Source organism: Alteromonas infernus, from assembly GCF_902705815.1.
Window position 1 is genome coordinate 86,928 of sequence record NZ_CACSIG010000031.1, and the last position, 16,729, is coordinate 103,656.

Genomic DNA, 16,729 nt, shown 5'->3' on the forward strand with positions numbered 1-16,729 from the left:
ACGCGGCCAGGAAAAGAAAAATAGATGAAGTTAAAACAGTTAGTAGCAGCCGGAGCCATTCTTTCCAGTGCTAGCTTTGCCAATGCTGCGGCGCAAGACAGTGAATTTGTCGTTAAAGACATTCGTGTAGAAGGTTTACAACGTGTTGCACTTGGTGCAGCCCTGACCTACTTGCCCGTACAAGTTGGCGACGAGCTTAATACATTTAGGGTAACGCAGCTAATTCGCTCGTTGTACTCTTCAACTCACTTTGAAAACGTTGAAATACTTCGCGACGGTAACACCCTTGTGGTGCGTGTAGCAGAGCGTCCAACCATCAGTAACATCATTTTCGAAGGGAATGATGATATTAAAGATGAGCAGCTTCAGGAAAGCTTGGACGGTAACGGCGTTCGCATTGGTGAACCGCTTGATAAAACCGTGCTTACTTCGATTGAGAACGGGTTAAAAGACTTCTTCTACAGCATTGGTAAATACAACGCTGACGTTACGGCTATTATTACGCCTTTACCGCGTAATCGCGTAGATTTGAAGTTACTTTTTGAAGAAGGTGATGCGGCAGAAATTGAGCAAATAAACATTGTAGGTAACGACATTTTCTCAGACGAAGAGCTGATGGAAGCGTTTGAGCTACAATACGATACACCTTGGTGGGATTTCTTATCTGAAACTCGCTATCAGCAACAAACGTTGCAAGGTGATATGGAAACGCTGCGCAATCACTACCTAAATCGCGGTTACCTTCGCTTTAATGTCGACTCTACCCAAGTCTCGATGACGCCTGAAAAGTCAGGTATCTATATCGCAATGAACGTAACCGAAGGTGAACAGTACACTATCTCAGAAGTAGAGCTAGTGGGGGATGTTCTAGGGCATGAAGAATATATTGAACGGGTACTTCCGCTGACTACGGGTGAACTCTACAACCAGGCAGAAGTTACCTACACCGAAGAGTTTATTAGCAAGTATCTTGGTCGTTTTGGTTATGCTTATCCTACGGTAACCACAGTCCCTGAAATCAACGATGAAGATAAAACGGTTAAACTCACCCTGTCAGTTGACCCTGGTAAGCGTATTTACGTTAACCGTATTAAGTTTAACGGTAACGTAGTAACCGCTGATAGCGTGTTACGTCAAAACGTAAGCCAAATGGAAGGCACCTGGTTGTCTAACAACTTGCTTGAGTCATCTAAAAATCAACTGTCTCGTCTTACCTATATGGAAGAAGTCGAGTTTGAAACCGTGCGTATTCCTGGCTCTGAAGATAAGGTTGATGTTAATTACAACGTTAAAGAGCAGCCATCAGGCTCGTTCAATGCCGGTATCGGCTACGGTGACAGAACTAAGCTAAGCCTACAGGCGGGTATTCAACAGGATAACTTCTTGGGTACGGGTAAGCGCGTGGGCCTGAATTTGAGCACGGTTTCCTATCAGCGAAGTGCGCAAATTACCTATAACGACCCTTACTTTACCATTGATGGAATCAGTTTGGGTGGAAGCTTGGGTTACAGCGAGTTCGACGGTTCTGACTTTAACGTAATTCAATACAACTCGAAGCGTTGGTCAATTGGTGCGAACATAGGTTATCCAATTAACGAATTTAATCGTATTAACTTTGGTTTGACCTACAGTAACGTAGAGCTATTTAACCGTGGCTACTACGAACAAACTGAGCAGTTCTACAACCAGTTCACCAATGGTGAAGACCCAGATGCAGCGATTAAATACGACAGTTACCTAGCGAGTGTAAGCTGGAGCAGAAGTACGCTTAACCGTGGTCTTTTCCCAACAGCGGGCTCGTCGCAGCGTGCCTCGTTTAGTATTACTACGCCTAACTCTGACGTTAACTACTTTAAAACAGTATTTGACGGTAAGTGGTACTTCCCACTGTCTCGTAATCAACGTTGGTCATTCCTTGCGCGCATGCGTTTAGGTTATGGTAACGGATATGGTGATATTAACGGGAATGAACAAATTCTTCCGTTTACTGAAAACTTCACTGCAGGTGGTTCAGACTCACTTCGTGGGTTTGAGAACAACACAGTAGGCCCACGTGGTGTATTTGTCGGAAACTCAGGCAGTATCGTTGGTCCAGATGGAGAAGCGTTCCCAGGTGACCCCGCAGATGCGCAGTTGTCTTGGTCTACACGAAGCCTAGGTGGTAATGCTATGGCACTTGGCGGTATCGAGCTTATTGTTCCCACGCCATTTGTAGAAGAAGATATGGATAACTCCGTTCGCACAAGTTTGTTTGTGGATGTGGGTAACGTGTGGGATACTGAGTTCGACTACGACTATTACCGTCAGTTTGACGTAGCGGCAAGCCAGAGAGGCGAGCTGTTGGACTATTCTGACTGGAGTCTGTATCGTAGCTCGGCGGGTGTATCGGTCCAATGGATATCTCCAATGGGGCCTATGGTATTCAGCTTCTCGAAAGCGATACAGCAACGTGACGGTGACGACGCACGATTCTTCACCTTCAATATTGGTCAAACTTTCTAAGACATTAAAGCGAGCGCAATATTAGTTGCGCTCTACAATAAGATTCAAAAAAGGAGTTCCCTTTGAAACAGTTGGTTAAACATATCGTTGCAGGAGCAATGTTGGGTAGCGCTTTAGTTAGTACGTCTGTAATGGCGGAGCAGAAAGTGGCTGTAGTAGACGTTCAAGGTATTTTTCAAGCAATGCCTCAAGCGGCTGAAATTCAAAACGCTATCCAAGCTGAATTTAAAGATCAGCTTGAAGAAGTTAATCAACTTCAGCGCGACGGTCAGTTCTATGCCGAGCGTCTTCAGCGCGATGCAGCGACAATGAGCGACACAGAGAAGAAAGAACTAGAACAAAAAATCTTGTCAGTACGTGAAGAGTTGTCTAAAAAAGGTCAACCTCTTCAACAGAACATCCAACGTCGCAGCAACGAAGAGCGCAATAAACTACTTGGTCTTATCAAGCAAGCCATCGACTCTGTTGCCGCTAAGCAAGGTTACGACCTAGTACTTAATGCAGGTGCAGTTGCATTTGCAAAAGAAGAACACGACCTATCTGAGCAAGTTCTTCAGCAGGTTAGCAAAACTAACTAATCAACCGTTCTAAACCGTTGAGAAATTCATCAGGCCAACCCCCAAAAGGTGTTGGTCTGATTTGTTTTTTGCGCTTAACAGCGTATGGTTGCCGCCGTTTTAGTTTTTACGGCGAGTTTGACCAGTATGCCAGTCCAAAAATTATGTTGGCATAAAATAGTCGTAGGTCATGCTTGTACACAGGAGAAAGTTTTTGGCCAATTCACTCAATACCATCGAAATTCAAGAAATTTTGGAATTACTTCCACATAGGTATCCATTCCTACTTGTTGATCGTGTAACAGACTATGTTCTGGGTGAGTCTGTAAAGGCTTATAAAAATATTACCATTAATGAGCCTTGTTTTACGGGGCATTTCCCCGGACAACCCATATTTCCCGGCGTACTAATCTTAGAAGCCATGGCACAAGCTGCAGGTGTTTTAGGATTTAAGACCATGGGGAATAATGATAAGTTATACTTATACGCGGGAATAGATAACGCGCGCTTCAAGCGTCCGGTTGTTCCTGGAGACAAGCTCGAGTTTGATGTTGCTCTAGTTAAAGAGCGCAGAGGGATCTGGAAGTTTAAAGGTACTGCAAGTGTCGATGGCGACGTCGCGTGCTGTGCAGAGTTTATGTGTGCGATGAGAGAGATAGCGTAACGTGATCCATCCTACTGCGGTAATTTCAGAAAGTGCAACGATTGGTGACAATGTCACTATTGGTCCATTTTGCGTGGTTGACGACAATGTCACTATTGGCGATGGCTGTATTCTGAAGTCACATGTGGTGGTACGCGGCCCAACGCGTATCGGTAAAAACAATAAGTTTTATCAGTTTTCTTCAATTGGTGAAGACTGCCAAGATAAGAAATATGCGGGCGAGCCTACCGAGCTTGTTATCGGCGATGACAATGAGTTCCGTGAAGGGGTTACCGTTCACCGCGGCACGGTTCAGGACAATAGCATAACCATCATTGGCTCTCGCGGACTGTTTATGGCGAACGCGCATATTGCCCATGACTGCGTTCTTGGCGACGACATTATAATTGCCAACAACGTAGCGGTTGCAGGTCACGTCCATATTGACGATTTCGTTATTGTTGGTGGCGCTACAGGCATTCACCAGTTCTGTAAAATTGGCGCTCATGCATTTTTAGGCGCCGGTGGCATTATTCTTCGCGATGTTCCGCCTTTTGTTATGGTTAGTGGTCAAAAGAACATTCCTCAAGGTATCAACTCTGAGGGCCTCAAACGCCGGGGCTTCACAAAAGAAGAAGTACTCGAAATTAAGCGTGCCTACAAAGCGATTTATCGCGAAGGAAATACCATTGACGAAGCGGTGGAAAAACTTGCCGAGCCTGCTGACAAGTTCGATGGCGTAGCGCTAATGGTACAATTCTTAAAAGACGCTGAGCGAGGCATTATCCGCTAATTATGTCTAAACCAATTCGTATCGGCATGGTTGCCGGAGAGCCCTCTGGTGACATCCTTGCCGCCGGAATGGTTGCAGAGCTAAAACGCCAATACCCAGATGCTATAATCGAAGGTATTGGCGGTCCAAATATGATAGACGCAGGTTTCCATAGTCTTTTCGACATGGAAACCTTGTCAGTTATGGGGCTTGTTGAAGTTCTTGCGCATTTACCCGCCATTTTAAAAGTTAAAAAGCAGCTTCTTGCCCACTTCGAGCAAAACCCGCCTGATATTTTCGTGGGGGTAGATGCGCCAGATTTTAACTTAAGAGTAGAAAAAGCCCTTAAAGCACGGGGTATTAAGACCATGCACTACGTGAGCCCAACCGTGTGGGCATGGCGCGAGAAGCGAATACACAAAATTGCTAAAGCTGCCAATCGGGTATTAGGATTATTTCCGTTCGAGCAGCAGGTTTATGACAAATACAACGTGCCGTATACCTTTGTCGGGCACACCATGGCCGACGCGATTGCTTTAGAGCCCGACCAAAGCGCTGCTCGTCAGGTATTGGGCGTGGACAGCAAGGCACCTGTGTTAGCAGTACTCCCAGGCTCTCGTCGCGGCGAAGTGGACACGCTGCTTCCGGTTTTTCTTGAAACCATAGAAGCGATACATGCTAAACGAAGCGACATTCAATTTCTTATCCCCGCTGCTAACGAACATCGTCTTGCACAAATAAAAGCATTATTGCTTGAAGCCGACAACGCTGAAGCGCGTTTACCTATTCAGGTAACCCAAGGTACTTCGCGGGATGCCATGATAGCAAGCGATGTTATCTTGCTTGCATCAGGTACAGCGACGTTAGAGGCTATGTTGTGTAAGCGCCCAATGGTAGCCGCTTATTCACTTGCGCCGCTCACCTACAAAATTATGCAGCGTTTATATAAAGCGCCGTTTTTCACCTTACCCAACCTTTTGGCAAACGAAGCGATTATTCCAGAGTTACTTCAAGAAGAGGTAAATGCAGAGAATATGAGCAATCAGCTACTCAACTTTTTCGAAAGTGACAATTCAGCCCTTATTGCCCGTTTCACCGACCTCCACCATACGCTAAAATGCAACGCTGATAAAACAGCAGCTAAAGCTGTCGTGGAGGAATTGTTTGCATAAGTTAATTGCCGGCGTTGATGAAGTAGGGCGCGGACCACTGGTAGGTGATGTTGTTACTGCCGCGGTCATCCTTGACCCTCAAAATCCTATTGAAGGGCTCACTGACTCAAAAAAGCTCAGTGAAAAAAAGCGCGTCGCGCTTGCCCAAGAAATTCGTGAAAAAGCTCTGTACTGGAATATTGGTAGAGCGAGCCCCGAAGAAATCGATAAGCTTAATATACTGCACGCTACCATGCTCGCCATGATACGCGCGGTAGAAGGCCTGCCTGTAAAGCCTGACTTTGTGCGGGTAGATGGTAATCGGCTGCCGGCCTGGAATTTTGATTCTGAAGCCGTGGTGAAGGGAGATAGCCTGCACGCAGAGATTTCAGCGGCATCAATCATTGCTAAAGTAGAGCGAGACAACGATATGATTTCGCTTCACGAAGCCTTTCCGCAGTACAATTTTGCGGGGCATAAGGGTTACCCCACCAAAGCGCATTTTGAAGCCATTGCAGAGTATGGCATTTTAGATTGCTACCGTAAGAGTTTTAAGCCCGTTAAAGCGTTACTTGAAGAGAAATAACATCATGTCATCGCCATTTATTCATTTACGTGTTCACAGCGACTTTTCGATGATGGACGGCCTGAATAAGGTTAAGCCTATTCTAGGTAAGGTTGCCGCCCTTAAAATGCCAGCGGTGGCGATAACCGATCAAATGAATATGTGCGGTTTGGTTAAGTTCTATTCCGAAGCACATAATCTGGGAATAAAGCCCATCATTGGTACCGACTTTTGGGTTACCAATGAAGCGTTTGGTGATGAGCCGTTTAGGCTTACGCTTTTGGCGATGAACAATGAAGGTTATAAGAATATCACCATTCTTATTTCTAAAGCGTACCTTCGCGGACATTTAGCGCACCGGGCTGTTATCGACCAAGCATGGCTAGCCGAACACGCAGAGGGAGTAATCATACTCTCTGGCGCACAACACGGCGACGTGGGCGTGGGGTTAATGAAGAATAACGCTAAGCTTTTAGACAGTGCCTTAGCATTTTATGAGTCTTACTTCCCCGATCGATTTTACCTCGAGTTAATAAGAACCGGCAGACAGGGTGAAGAGGACTACTTGCACCATGCGGTAGAGCTCGCCGAACAGCGCGGTTTGCCCGTGGTCGCCACCAACGAGGTGTGCTTCATTGACCGTGAAGGTTTCGAGGCGCATGAAATACGCGTATGTATTCATGATGGTTACACGTTGGACGATAACCGTCGGCCCAAGCGTTATAGCGAACAGCAGTACCTGCGCACGGCAGAAGAAATGGCAGAGCTATTTAGCGATATTCCAGAAGCCATTGAAAATACGGTTGAAATAGCAAAGCGCTGTAACGTTACGGTTCGCTTAAACGAGTATTTCTTACCACAGTTTCCAACCGGCGGCATGACCACTGAAGACTTCTTGGTTAAAGTGTCTGAAGAAGGGTTGGAAGAACGTCTAGAATTTCTTTTCCCCGATGAGGAAGTTCGCAAAGCTAAACGCCCAGAGTACGATGACCGACTTCGCATTGAGCTTGAAGTAATTAACCAAATGGGGTTCCCAGGCTACTTCCTAATCGTAATGGAGTTCATTCAGTGGAGTAAGGATAACGGTATTCCGGTAGGACCAGGACGGGGCTCCGGTGCAGGTTCATTAGTGGCGTATGCGCTTAAAATTACCGACTTAGATCCGCTAGAATTCGACTTGCTATTTGAACGTTTCTTGAACCCAGAGCGTGTATCTATGCCCGACTTCGACGTCGACTTCTGTATGGATAGACGAGATGAAGTAATTGACCACGTTGCCGAGCTCTACGGGCGCCAGGCGGTATCTCAGATCATTACCTTCGGTACTATGGCGGCAAAAGCGGTAGTACGTGACGTGGGTCGAGTATTGGGTCACCCTTATGGTTTTGTAGACAGAATTTCAAAGCTCATACCGCCCGACCCTGGTATGACGCTAGAAAAAGCGTTTAAAGCTGAGCCACAGCTGCCAGAAGTTTATGAAAGCGATGAGGAAGTGAAAGACCTTATCGATATGGCGCGTATTCTTGAAGGGGTTACCCGAAACGCCGGTAAGCACGCCGGTGGTGTTGTTATCGCGCCAACCACGATTACTGATTTCTCGCCGCTGTATTGTGATGACGAAGGGAATAACCCGGTAACCCAGTTCGATAAGAACGACGTTGAAACGGCAGGCTTGGTAAAATTCGACTTCTTAGGTCTTCGTACACTGACGATCATTCAGTGGGCGATAGATATGATCAAAGAGGGCAAGAACGTTGATGTAGATATCAGCGCTATTCCTCTTGAAGATCCTAAGAGTTTCAGGACCCTTCAAAACGCCGAAACCACTGCAGTATTCCAGTTGGAATCCCGCGGTATGAAAGAGCTAATTAAACGCCTTAAGCCGGACTGCTTTGAAGATATCATCGCATTGGTGGCTCTATTCCGCCCGGGACCACTGCAGTCAGGCATGGTAGATAACTTTATCGACCGTAAGCACGGACGTGAAGAAATTTCTTACCCAGACGCTGAATATCAGCACGAATGCCTTCAAGAAATACTAGAACCTACCTACGGCATTATCTTGTATCAGGAACAGGTAATGCAGATTGCTCAGGAAATGGCAGGTTACTCACTCGGCGGCGCTGACTTACTTCGCCGTGCAATGGGTAAGAAAAAACCTGAAGAAATGGCGAAGCAGCGCGGTACCTTCGCTGAAGGTGCTAAGGGCAATAATATTGACCCTGATCTGGCCATGAAAATCTTCGACTTGGTAGAAAAATTCGCCGGTTACGGGTTTAACAAATCTCACTCGGCAGCATACGCGTTGGTGTCTTACCAAACGCTGTGGCTAAAAGTGCATTATCCGGCTGAATTTATGGCTGCGGTAATGTCGGCGGATATGGATAACACCGATAAAATCGTAACCCTTGTCGATGAATGTGAACGCATGGGTATTGAGATACTGCCGCCAGATTTAAACGCAGGCAAATACAAATTTACCGTTGATAGCGAAGGTCGCATTGTTTATGGCATTGGTGCGATTAAAGGCGTAGGCGAGGGCCCTATTGAAGCCATTATCGAAGCGCGCGAGACCCAAGGGGCGTTTAAAGATCTCTTCGACTTCTGCGCGAAGGTTGATATTAAACGTGTTAACAAACGTGTACTCGAAAAATTAGTGCTTGCTGGTGCGATGGATAATTTAGGCCCCCACCGGGCTACGCTTATGGCGACGCTTCCCGAAGCGCTTGCAGCGGCGGGGCAGCATGCCAAGGCCGAGTCGTTTGGTCAGTCAGACATGTTTGGCCTATTAACCACCGAGCCTGAAGAAGTACAGCAGGCCTTTGCCGACGTACCTGAGTGGCCTGAGAAAGTGTGGCTTGAAGGCGAGAAAGACACACTTGGCTTGTATTTAACAGGCCATCCTATCAATCAGTATGCTGACGAGCTTCGCTACTATACCGACGGTCGTCTGGTCGACTTAAAACCTACCAATAAAGACCAGCTTGCTGGTGCAGTTGGCTTGGTACTGGGCGTTCGTGTTATGACAAACAAACGAGGGCGCCGCTGGGCAATAGTGACACTGGATGATAAGAGTGCCAGAATGGACGTGCGTTTCTTTCCAGACATGTACGAACAGTTCGAAAGTTTGCTAGAAACTGACAGAATATTGCTCATAAAGGGACAGGTCAGCTTTGATGATTTCTCTGGGGGCAATACAATCACCGCCCGTGATGTAATGGACATTGTTCAGGCACGAGAGAAAAACGCGAGAGCGCTGGCGATAAATGTTGATACCCAGCGGCTTGAACCGAAAATAATGAGTCAGATGCAATCTATCCTGCAGGCATTTAACGGTGGAAGTTGTCCTGTTCAGTTAGCGGTAACCCATCCAGACGTAGAAGTAACCTTAGCGTGTGGAGCAAAGTGGTACGTTACCCCTGAAGATCAACTTTTACACGATCTCAAGCAATGTTTGGGAGACAAAGCCGTTTCAATTCTCTACCATTAAGGGTAAGAGTTCGATAGATTGGACATCTCGCGTTTGCATAGACGAGCGTAGTACGAATAGGACATGAAATGAGTATACAGTTTTTGGACTTTGAACAGCCGATAGCCGAACTAGAAGCAAAAATTGAAGAGCTTAGGTTGGTGAATCAAGGTGGCGAGTTTGACGTTGGTATTGAAGAAGAAATTAATTAATAAGCTTCGCGGTAAAAGTGCAGAGCTAACCAAAAAAATCTTCTCGGACCTTGGCGCGTGGCAAGTTTCTCAACTGGCACGTCATCCAATGCGTCCGTACACCCTTGATTACATTCCGCGTATTTTTACTGAATTCGACGAACTGGCGGGCGACCGCGCGTTTGCCGATGACAAGGCCGTTGTTGGCGGCCCAGCTATGTTAGACGACCAACCTGTAATGATTATTGGCCATCAGAAAGGTCGTGATACTAACGAAAAGATTAAGCGTAATTTTGGTATGCCTAAACCAGAAGGCTATCGCAAAGCGCTACGCCTTATGAAGATGGCTGAGCGCTTTAACATGCCTATTATTACCTTCATTGACACGCCAGGGGCATATCCTGGTGTTGGTGCTGAAGAACGTGGTCAAAGTGAAGCCATTGCGAAAAACTTGTTTGAAATGGCAGAGCTTACGGTGCCAATCGTTTGTACTGTTATTGGTGAAGGTGGCTCGGGCGGTGCACTAGCCATTGGTGTAGGCGACCGAGTAAACATGCTTCAGTATTCTACGTATTCGGTTATCTCGCCTGAAGGCTGCGCCTCTATCTTATGGAAAAGTGCTGAAAAAGCGCCATTAGCGGCTGAAGCCATGGGCGTAAGTGCGCCACAAATTAAAGAGCTTGGTCTAATTAACAGCATTGTTGAAGAGCCATTAGGCGGCGCGCATCGCGATCACAACGGTATGGCAGCTAACCTAAAAGCAGTGATCAAGCAGCAGCTTAACCAGCTTAAAGAGCTAGATAAAACTAAGTTGATGGAAGAGCGTTACGAGCGTTTAATGTCGTTCGGTTATTGTTAAGTTTTTCATAACGACAGCGCGACATTTACTGCGCGCGATAGTTGGCTAGCTTTATTCATATCAAGGGGTTGGTTACCGAAGGTAGTCAGCCCCTTGGCGTTATAAGACAATTAAAACTACAAGGCAATATCAGTACGTGTCCCGTCAAATATCATCGTTGAGCGACTACATTGTCAGTCGTATCGCTAAGGGTCTCACCGACGCCGAATTACCTCTTCAAACGCCCTTAGTGGTAGCGTATAGCGGCGGTGTTGATTCCTCGGTTCTATTGCAAGCTGTTATTGAATATCGTGAGCAATACAACGGGCCTATTCACGCGGTGCACGTGCATCATGGATTAAGTGAAAATGCTGACAGCTGGGCGCGGCACTGTGAATTGCAGTGTCGTTTAGAGGATGTCGAATTTCACCTCCATCGCGTAGAGGTAGACACCAGTGCGCGAAAAAGTATAGAAGCAGAAGCGCGCAAGGTTCGCTACAACGCGCTGTTAGCGGTGTGTAAACGCATTGGCGGTGTACTGTTGTTAGGCCAGCATGCTGAAGATCAACTTGAAACCGTTTTGCTACAGTTAAAGCGTGGTGCAGGCCCCCTGGGTTTAGCAGGCATGGGGGAAGTGCAGTATCGCGGTAACACACTCATAATGCGCCCTATGCTGTCACTGGATAAAGCTGAAATTGTCACCTTTGCTGACAATGAAATGTTGCAATGGGTGGACGATGAGTCAAATCAGCAAAATAGCTTTGACAGAAATTTCTTAAGAAACGAGATTATTCCCCACCTATTAGACCGCTGGCCGCAGTTAACCAAAACCGTTGGCCGCAGTGCAGCGCTTTGTGCTGAGCAAAGCGAATTAGTGAACGATTCGGCCCAGCGTCACTTTGAAGACTGTAAGCGCACAAATTTGCGTTTAGATGGGCAAAAACTGACATCACTGTCGCGACCGTGGCAGGCTATGGTCATTCGTGCATGGTTTAAAGCACAAGGTCAGCTTTCACCATCTAAAGCTCAAGCAGAGCAAGTATTGCTTATGTTAGAAGCCAAGCACGATGCGACCCCAGAGGTAAATTTTAAGTGGGGCAAGGTAATCCGCTTTGATGGTGACTTGTACTGGGTGGTCAACGCCGTACACGACGCCGAGCCTAGCGGAGTACTGCATGTTGATGCTGATAATGCGCTTCCTTGGTTAAACGGAAACCTTCATGTTTCGCTATTAGAAAAAGAAGAGGGCGATACGGTTACGTTTCAAACCAACGCGCGCAACTTACGCATTAAGCCAGTAAATGCGAGTGTATCAAAGCTTTTAAAAGAGTGGTTTAAAGTATGGCGTGTGCCGCGCTGGGAGCGAAATGGTGTACCGGTTATCTTTTTAAATGAGCAAGCTGTTGCGCTGATTATTAGCGGTCAGTGTATCTATCTACAGCCTAAATCTCCCCGCATTAAGCTCTCGTTTACGCAAGGCTAAGGGAGCGAATACGTACTTACTAAAGCGGCAATACATTGCCGCTCCCTACAGGTAACGCGAAAACGCGCTAGGCTGCGTGATAACTGTTTTTGCCTGAATTTTTCACGTGATAAAGCGCGTTGTCTGCTCTGTCAAACAGCGTACTTATGGTATCGCCGTCGCGATATATCGCGCCGCCTAGGCTTGTAGATACCCCTAGCTGTGATAAATACTTTGAACTATTGATGCTTGCTTGAATACGCTGCGCTGCGCAAGTAAGCTGCTGCTGCGTTTGGCAATCCAATAGGCAGCAAAACTCATCCCCACCATAACGAAACGCTTCATCTTCATCTCGCAGAACATTTGAGAGGTGCGAGGCAACGTGAATAAGGACCTTATCGCCTTCGCCATGACCGAAATTGTCATTTACGAATTTAAAATTGTCTAAATCGATAACGAGTAGAGCGAACGGTTCGTCATGCCTTTGTGCCCACCCTAGCTGCCTAGTCGTCGATTGTTCAAAGCCCGCGCGATTACCTAAGCCAGTAAGGATGTCTTTCGTTGCCATTTGCTGAACGCGCGTTAGTGACAACGCGTGCTTTACCTGTTTTCCAAATAAATCATGAAGTTGGAACAGACTTTCTCGTTGCGATAACGACAGGGGTGAACTAATGTAATAGTAGACATGGGCTTGCTCACCGTTAATTGTACTAGCGCCTTGAAGGGGCAAATCAATCAATGTAGACGAGATTTTTGCGTTACCGTACACCCAACGTGAATCGAAATCAGATAAGCTGAACCCTACAACAGGCAGTAACATATTAAGCTGCTGGAAATACACGCCACCTAACTCTTGAAGCTCAAGTGTTGAAAGTAGCTGTGTTACAAAGCCTGATAATTCACTAAAGGTAAGTGATTTACCCGTGCTCTCAGCAGGATAAAAATTGTTATGTTGTGTGCTATCGTAGACTGATGTTGAGAAATCCACAGTAGTGCCCCTATACAAAATGCGTTGGAATGCAAAGAAACAAGTGTCAAAGCCCTGACGTTTCTGTAGCGCCAACCGCATTTTTGCGTCAATTATGGCGTTCACAGCGGCAAAACTTGCCGGATCTGCATTTGTATAAGGGATTTTGCAAGTCGAATGCCAAAACATTTCTAGCGGCATTAGCCTTTAGTTTAATTAAAATTGTTCGTACTCTAGGAGGTAAAGTGGGAACTAGTTTTTTAAATATTGTCGTGCTGATGTTTATATCAGTATGCGCAGTCGCCTTATTTAAACGTGTTCACCTACCTCCTATTCTCGCTTACCTGTTTGCTGGTGTGCTAGCGGGCCCACAGCTTTTGTCGGTGTTTGCTCATCCAGAAGAAATGCACTTACTCGCCGAAGTAGGAATTGTATTTCTGCTCTTTTCTCTAGGGCTGGAGTTTTCTCTACCTAAGTTGCTTGCCATGCGCTCTTTAGTGTTTGGCGTGGGGCTGGGGCAAATGCTCTTTACAACCGCGGTTTTTACCTGCGTCCCGCTACTTCTAGGTATTCCCGTTAGTGCTTCTATTATTATAGGAGGAACATTGGCATTGAGTTCTACCGCGATTGTTATCAAACAAGCCACGGAAATGGGGATACTTAATAATCGCCGAACTCAGCTAGCAGTGAGTATTTTACTTTTTCAAGACCTGGCCGTGGTGCCATTTTTAATTGCTATCCCGCTACTTGCACAAACCGGTGAAGTCAGCATTGCATTGGCACTTGGTGAAGCACTGCTTAAAGGCGTGTTTGTTATCGCGTTTCTAATGTCAGTAGGTAAGTGGTTACTACCTTGGGTGTTTAGAGAAATAGCGAGAACAAGAACCGATGAATTGTTTGTTCTTACCACTATTCTTATTGCGTTATTAGCCGGCGGGCTAACCTATTACTTCGGGCTGTCTATGGCGCTTGGCGCATTTTTAGCGGGTATGATGCTCGGGGAAAGTCAGTATAAGTATCAGCTCGAGGCGGATATACGTCCGTTCCGAGACATATTAATGGGGCTTTTCTTTGTTACCGTGGGAATGCAGCTAGAACTGACCGTACTGTGGGATAGCTTGCTTGAGATTGTGTTTGGTGTGTTTGCACTTATGGTGGTGAAAGTCATTTTAGTTAGGGGCGCCTCATTATTAGTAAAAACCGACCCTATAGACGGTTGGTCTGCTGGCGTAAAACTTTGTCAAATAGGTGAATTCAGCTTTGTTATTGCCGCCTTGGCGACGACCCACGGGGTGTTAACTAAAGAGCAGTCTTCATTGATTGTTAGTATGGGGGTTATCAGTATGGCGCTTACGCCATGGCTCATGAATAACAGTGTGACCATAGCCAAGCGGTTAGTGAATAATGATGTCTCTTTTGATGATAAGGCTAATTTGGGTACCGCTGGCCCGTTAACGAATCACGTGGTCATCTGTGGGTTTGGCCGTGTCGGACAATCTGTGGCGCGCATGCTGAAAATGGAAGGTATTCACTTTGTTGCCATTGATATGGACCCAGTGCGGGTACACGAGAGCCGAAATGCTGGCGAGCCGGTTATTTTTGGAGATGCGAGCCAAAAAGATATTCTCACTAATGCGAATGTGGAAGGGGCGAGACTTGTACTGGTTACGTTCGATGAAGTGGATAAAGCGAAGCAAGTTATTACACAAACTCGAAGCCTCGCAAGTACGACCGATGTCATGGTGCGTACCAAGCGAGACTACCAGCTAGAAAGCCTATACAGTGCTGGCGCGAATCAAGTGGTCCCCGAGCTTCAGGAGGGAAGCTTAATGCTAGTATCGCAAGTGTTGCACTATGCGGGCGTGCCCATGTCGCGAATTTTAAAACGGGTCCGCGCTGAGAGAAAAGGGCGCTATGATCACATGCATGGCTTTTACCCGGGAGAAACCACAGAGATAACTTACGGCACGGAAGACAAATTAGAATTTATTCACGCCGTTGTGTTGTCAGAACATGCATCTTGTATTGGTAAAGCCATTAAGGATATCGACTTTTCTAGAATGCGGGTGGCTATTAAGGGGTTACGGCGCGATGGGAACGAGGTCAAAGAACCAGACCAAAATGCTATTTTGCAGGCCCACGATGTTTTGGTTATTGCAGGCAAGCCGAGAAGAGTGGAACGCGCCGAACGCAAGTTACTAGAAGGCAACTAGCGCGCTTAGGGATTAGCGCGCTGGCGGTGGAACTAGTGTAATATGGCCTACGCGACGCGGTCTTTTTCTAAATCCGCAAACTGCTTCTTTAGGTCGTAACGTTCATCGGTAACAATTTTTTCCAACACCGACACACGCTCTTTTAAGTCAGCAATTTCTTTTTTGTAGGCGTCCGTCTCTTTGCTGCTGAGCTTCTTTTTACTTTTGTCTTTTGCGCTGTCGACAATGGAAACTAATGCCCAAGCACAAATGGCTACTATTGCTATCGCGGTCATATTCACGGTGGTATCCCTCACAAATGGCTTTAAAACAGTGTAGGTGAAAATGTGGCCAGTTGCCTAGTTCACCTTGCATTTAGGTTCTTTCGCGTTTCACTAAGACACGTTTAATAAAAGAACGCTAAATACTTGTTGATAAAATTACTGCTACGCTTAAGGTAATATAACGGTTATCTATCGTTATTTTAGATAAAAAATGTAACCAATTAAGTCCTATTCGTACCAGACTTGTCAGCCCTTGATTTTCAAGGAAGGCCAACATGCCCTAGCAGTGATATAATGAGAGATTGCAAATAGGTTGCCAAGTGACAAAAGTCATTAATTATTATTGCTTTACATTATTTTTCTTGGCTAATCAAAAACGAAAGTTAATAAAATTCACTAAGTAAAATAGCAAATTTGACGAATGAGTGACGAAAATAACAACCCTTCACCTATGCCTTCTGGCCTGAATCACCAACAAAGCGGTACAAAAGACCTGTCTAAGTCAGGTAGTGATGTGGCTAATATTAAATCGGTGAGCCACATGCATGAAAGTGACGTTGGTAACGTGGCCGTAAGTGATGAGGAGTTGGAGCAGCACATTCGTTGGATGAAGCATGCTTTAGCCCTTGCCGATAGCGCTGAGGCCATTGGGGAAGTGCCAGTTGGCGCTTGTGTGGTATTAAATGGCGAACTTATCGGGGAAGGGTACAATACACCGATTAGCGACCACGACCCTTCAGCTCATGCAGAGCTGCGTGCCGTCAAACAAGCTGCTTCTAAAGTTCAAAACTATCGGCTTATCGATGCAACGTTATACGTTACGCTAGAGCCTTGCTCGATGTGTGCGGGAATGTTGGTGCATGCTCGAGTGAAGCGCGTGGTATTTGGCGCTAAGGATGCGAAAACGGGGGCGGCGGGCTCTGTTATGAATTTGCTGCAACACCCTGCGCTTAACCATCAGGTTGATATTGTCTCTGGGGTATTAGCGTCGACGTGTGCTAATAAATTGTCAGATTTTTTTCGTAAGCGCAGGGAAGAAATCAAGGCTGCCAAAAAGGCGAAAAAACTGCTTGAAGGCAAAATGCCTGATTAAAAAGATAGTGCAGTGAAAGGGCTGAATGGAAGAACCACTATCG

General features: G+C 46.3%; 12 protein-coding genes and 1 pseudogene. 11 read left to right on the forward strand and 2 right to left on the reverse strand.

Features of this window, described 5'->3' with window-relative positions:
• Positions 1-24 precede the first annotated feature (24 nt).
• The 9 genes and pseudogenes from bamA to tilS all read left to right on the forward strand — a co-directional run bounded on the left by bamA (position 25) and on the right by tilS (position 12,171).
• Positions 25-2,502: an outer membrane protein assembly factor BamA gene (bamA, locus tag ACX5J7_RS07800; RefSeq protein ID WP_071950930.1), complete on the forward strand. Its 2,478-nt coding sequence runs from the start codon at positions 25-27 to the stop codon at positions 2,500-2,502.
• Between the two features lie 62 nt (positions 2,503-2,564).
• On the forward strand, positions 2,565-3,080 hold the full coding sequence (locus tag ACX5J7_RS07805; protein WP_012517573.1) for an OmpH family outer membrane protein: 516 nt from the start codon (positions 2,565-2,567) through the stop codon (positions 3,078-3,080).
• A gap of 193 nt (positions 3,081-3,273) precedes the next feature.
• Complete coding sequence (gene fabZ / locus ACX5J7_RS07810) at positions 3,274-3,723, forward strand: 3-hydroxyacyl-ACP dehydratase FabZ (protein ID WP_020745504.1); 450 nt, start codon at positions 3,274-3,276, stop codon at positions 3,721-3,723.
• A 1-nt stretch (position 3,724) separates the two neighbouring features.
• On the forward strand, positions 3,725-4,495 hold the full coding sequence (gene lpxA / locus ACX5J7_RS07815) for an acyl-ACP--UDP-N-acetylglucosamine O-acyltransferase (protein ID WP_071950931.1): 771 nt from the start codon (positions 3,725-3,727) through the stop codon (positions 4,493-4,495).
• A gap of 2 nt (positions 4,496-4,497) precedes the next feature.
• Positions 4,498-5,646 (forward strand): lipid-A-disaccharide synthase, encoded by a 1,149-nt coding sequence (gene lpxB / locus ACX5J7_RS07820; protein ID WP_020743003.1) that lies wholly within the window; start codon positions 4,498-4,500, stop codon positions 5,644-5,646.
• Positions 5,639-6,211, forward strand: coding sequence for a ribonuclease HII (gene rnhB, locus ACX5J7_RS07825; RefSeq protein WP_012517577.1), 573 nt, complete (start codon positions 5,639-5,641; stop codon positions 6,209-6,211). The genes lpxB and rnhB overlap by 8 nt, the downstream gene beginning before the upstream one ends.
• Positions 6,212-6,215: 4 nt before the next feature.
• Positions 6,216-9,680, forward strand: coding sequence for a DNA polymerase III subunit alpha (dnaE, locus tag ACX5J7_RS07830; protein ID WP_498706721.1), 3,465 nt, complete (start codon positions 6,216-6,218; stop codon positions 9,678-9,680).
• A 68-nt stretch (positions 9,681-9,748) separates the two neighbouring features.
• A pseudogene (accA, locus tag ACX5J7_RS07835) lies at positions 9,749-10,709 on the forward strand (acetyl-CoA carboxylase carboxyl transferase subunit alpha).
• Positions 10,710-10,845: 136 nt separating this feature from the next.
• Positions 10,846-12,171: a tRNA lysidine(34) synthetase TilS gene (tilS, locus tag ACX5J7_RS07840; RefSeq protein WP_498706722.1), complete on the forward strand. Its 1,326-nt coding sequence runs from the start codon at positions 10,846-10,848 to the stop codon at positions 12,169-12,171.
• Between the two features lie 67 nt (positions 12,172-12,238).
• On the opposite strand, the gene ACX5J7_RS07845 is transcribed toward tilS, so the two are convergent.
• Positions 12,239-13,138, reverse strand: a complete 900-nt coding sequence (locus ACX5J7_RS07845; protein ID WP_474375868.1) for a GGDEF domain-containing protein — start codon at positions 13,136-13,138, stop codon at positions 12,239-12,241.
• A gap of 224 nt (positions 13,139-13,362) precedes the next feature.
• Here ACX5J7_RS07845 and ACX5J7_RS07850 point away from each other — a divergent pair, with 224 nt between their 5' ends.
• Positions 13,363-15,330, forward strand: a complete 1,968-nt coding sequence (locus ACX5J7_RS07850) for a monovalent cation:proton antiporter family protein (RefSeq protein WP_485165221.1) — start codon at positions 13,363-13,365, stop codon at positions 15,328-15,330.
• Between the two features lie 47 nt (positions 15,331-15,377).
• On the opposite strand, the gene ACX5J7_RS07855 is transcribed toward ACX5J7_RS07850, so the two are convergent.
• Entirely contained in the window at positions 15,378-15,605 is a 228-nt protein-coding gene (locus ACX5J7_RS07855) for a hypothetical protein (protein WP_012517583.1), read from the reverse strand.
• Positions 15,606-16,014: 409 nt separating this feature from the next.
• Here ACX5J7_RS07855 and tadA point away from each other — a divergent pair, with 409 nt between their 5' ends.
• A complete protein-coding gene (gene tadA, locus ACX5J7_RS07860; RefSeq protein ID WP_071958708.1) occupies positions 16,015-16,686 on the forward strand; it encodes a tRNA adenosine(34) deaminase TadA in 672 nt (223 codons plus the stop codon).
• Positions 16,687-16,729 lie beyond the last annotated feature (43 nt).

What these genes read in the sequence shown, in the direction of transcription:
- bamA (WP_071950930.1), top strand. Translation starts at nt 25, where the DNA reads ATGAAGTTAAAACAGTTAGTAGCAGCCGGAGCCATTCTTTCCAGTGCT.
- ACX5J7_RS07855 (WP_012517583.1), bottom strand. Translation starts at nt 15,605, where the DNA reads ATGACCGCGATAGCAATAGTAGCCATTTGTGCTTGGGCATTAGTTTCC.
- dnaE (WP_498706721.1), top strand. Translation starts at nt 6,216, where the DNA reads ATGTCATCGCCATTTATTCATTTACGTGTTCACAGCGACTTTTCGATG.
- lpxB (WP_020743003.1), top strand. Translation starts at nt 4,498, where the DNA reads ATGTCTAAACCAATTCGTATCGGCATGGTTGCCGGAGAGCCCTCTGGT.
- tadA (WP_071958708.1), top strand. Translation starts at nt 16,015, where the DNA reads ATGAGTGACGAAAATAACAACCCTTCACCTATGCCTTCTGGCCTGAAT.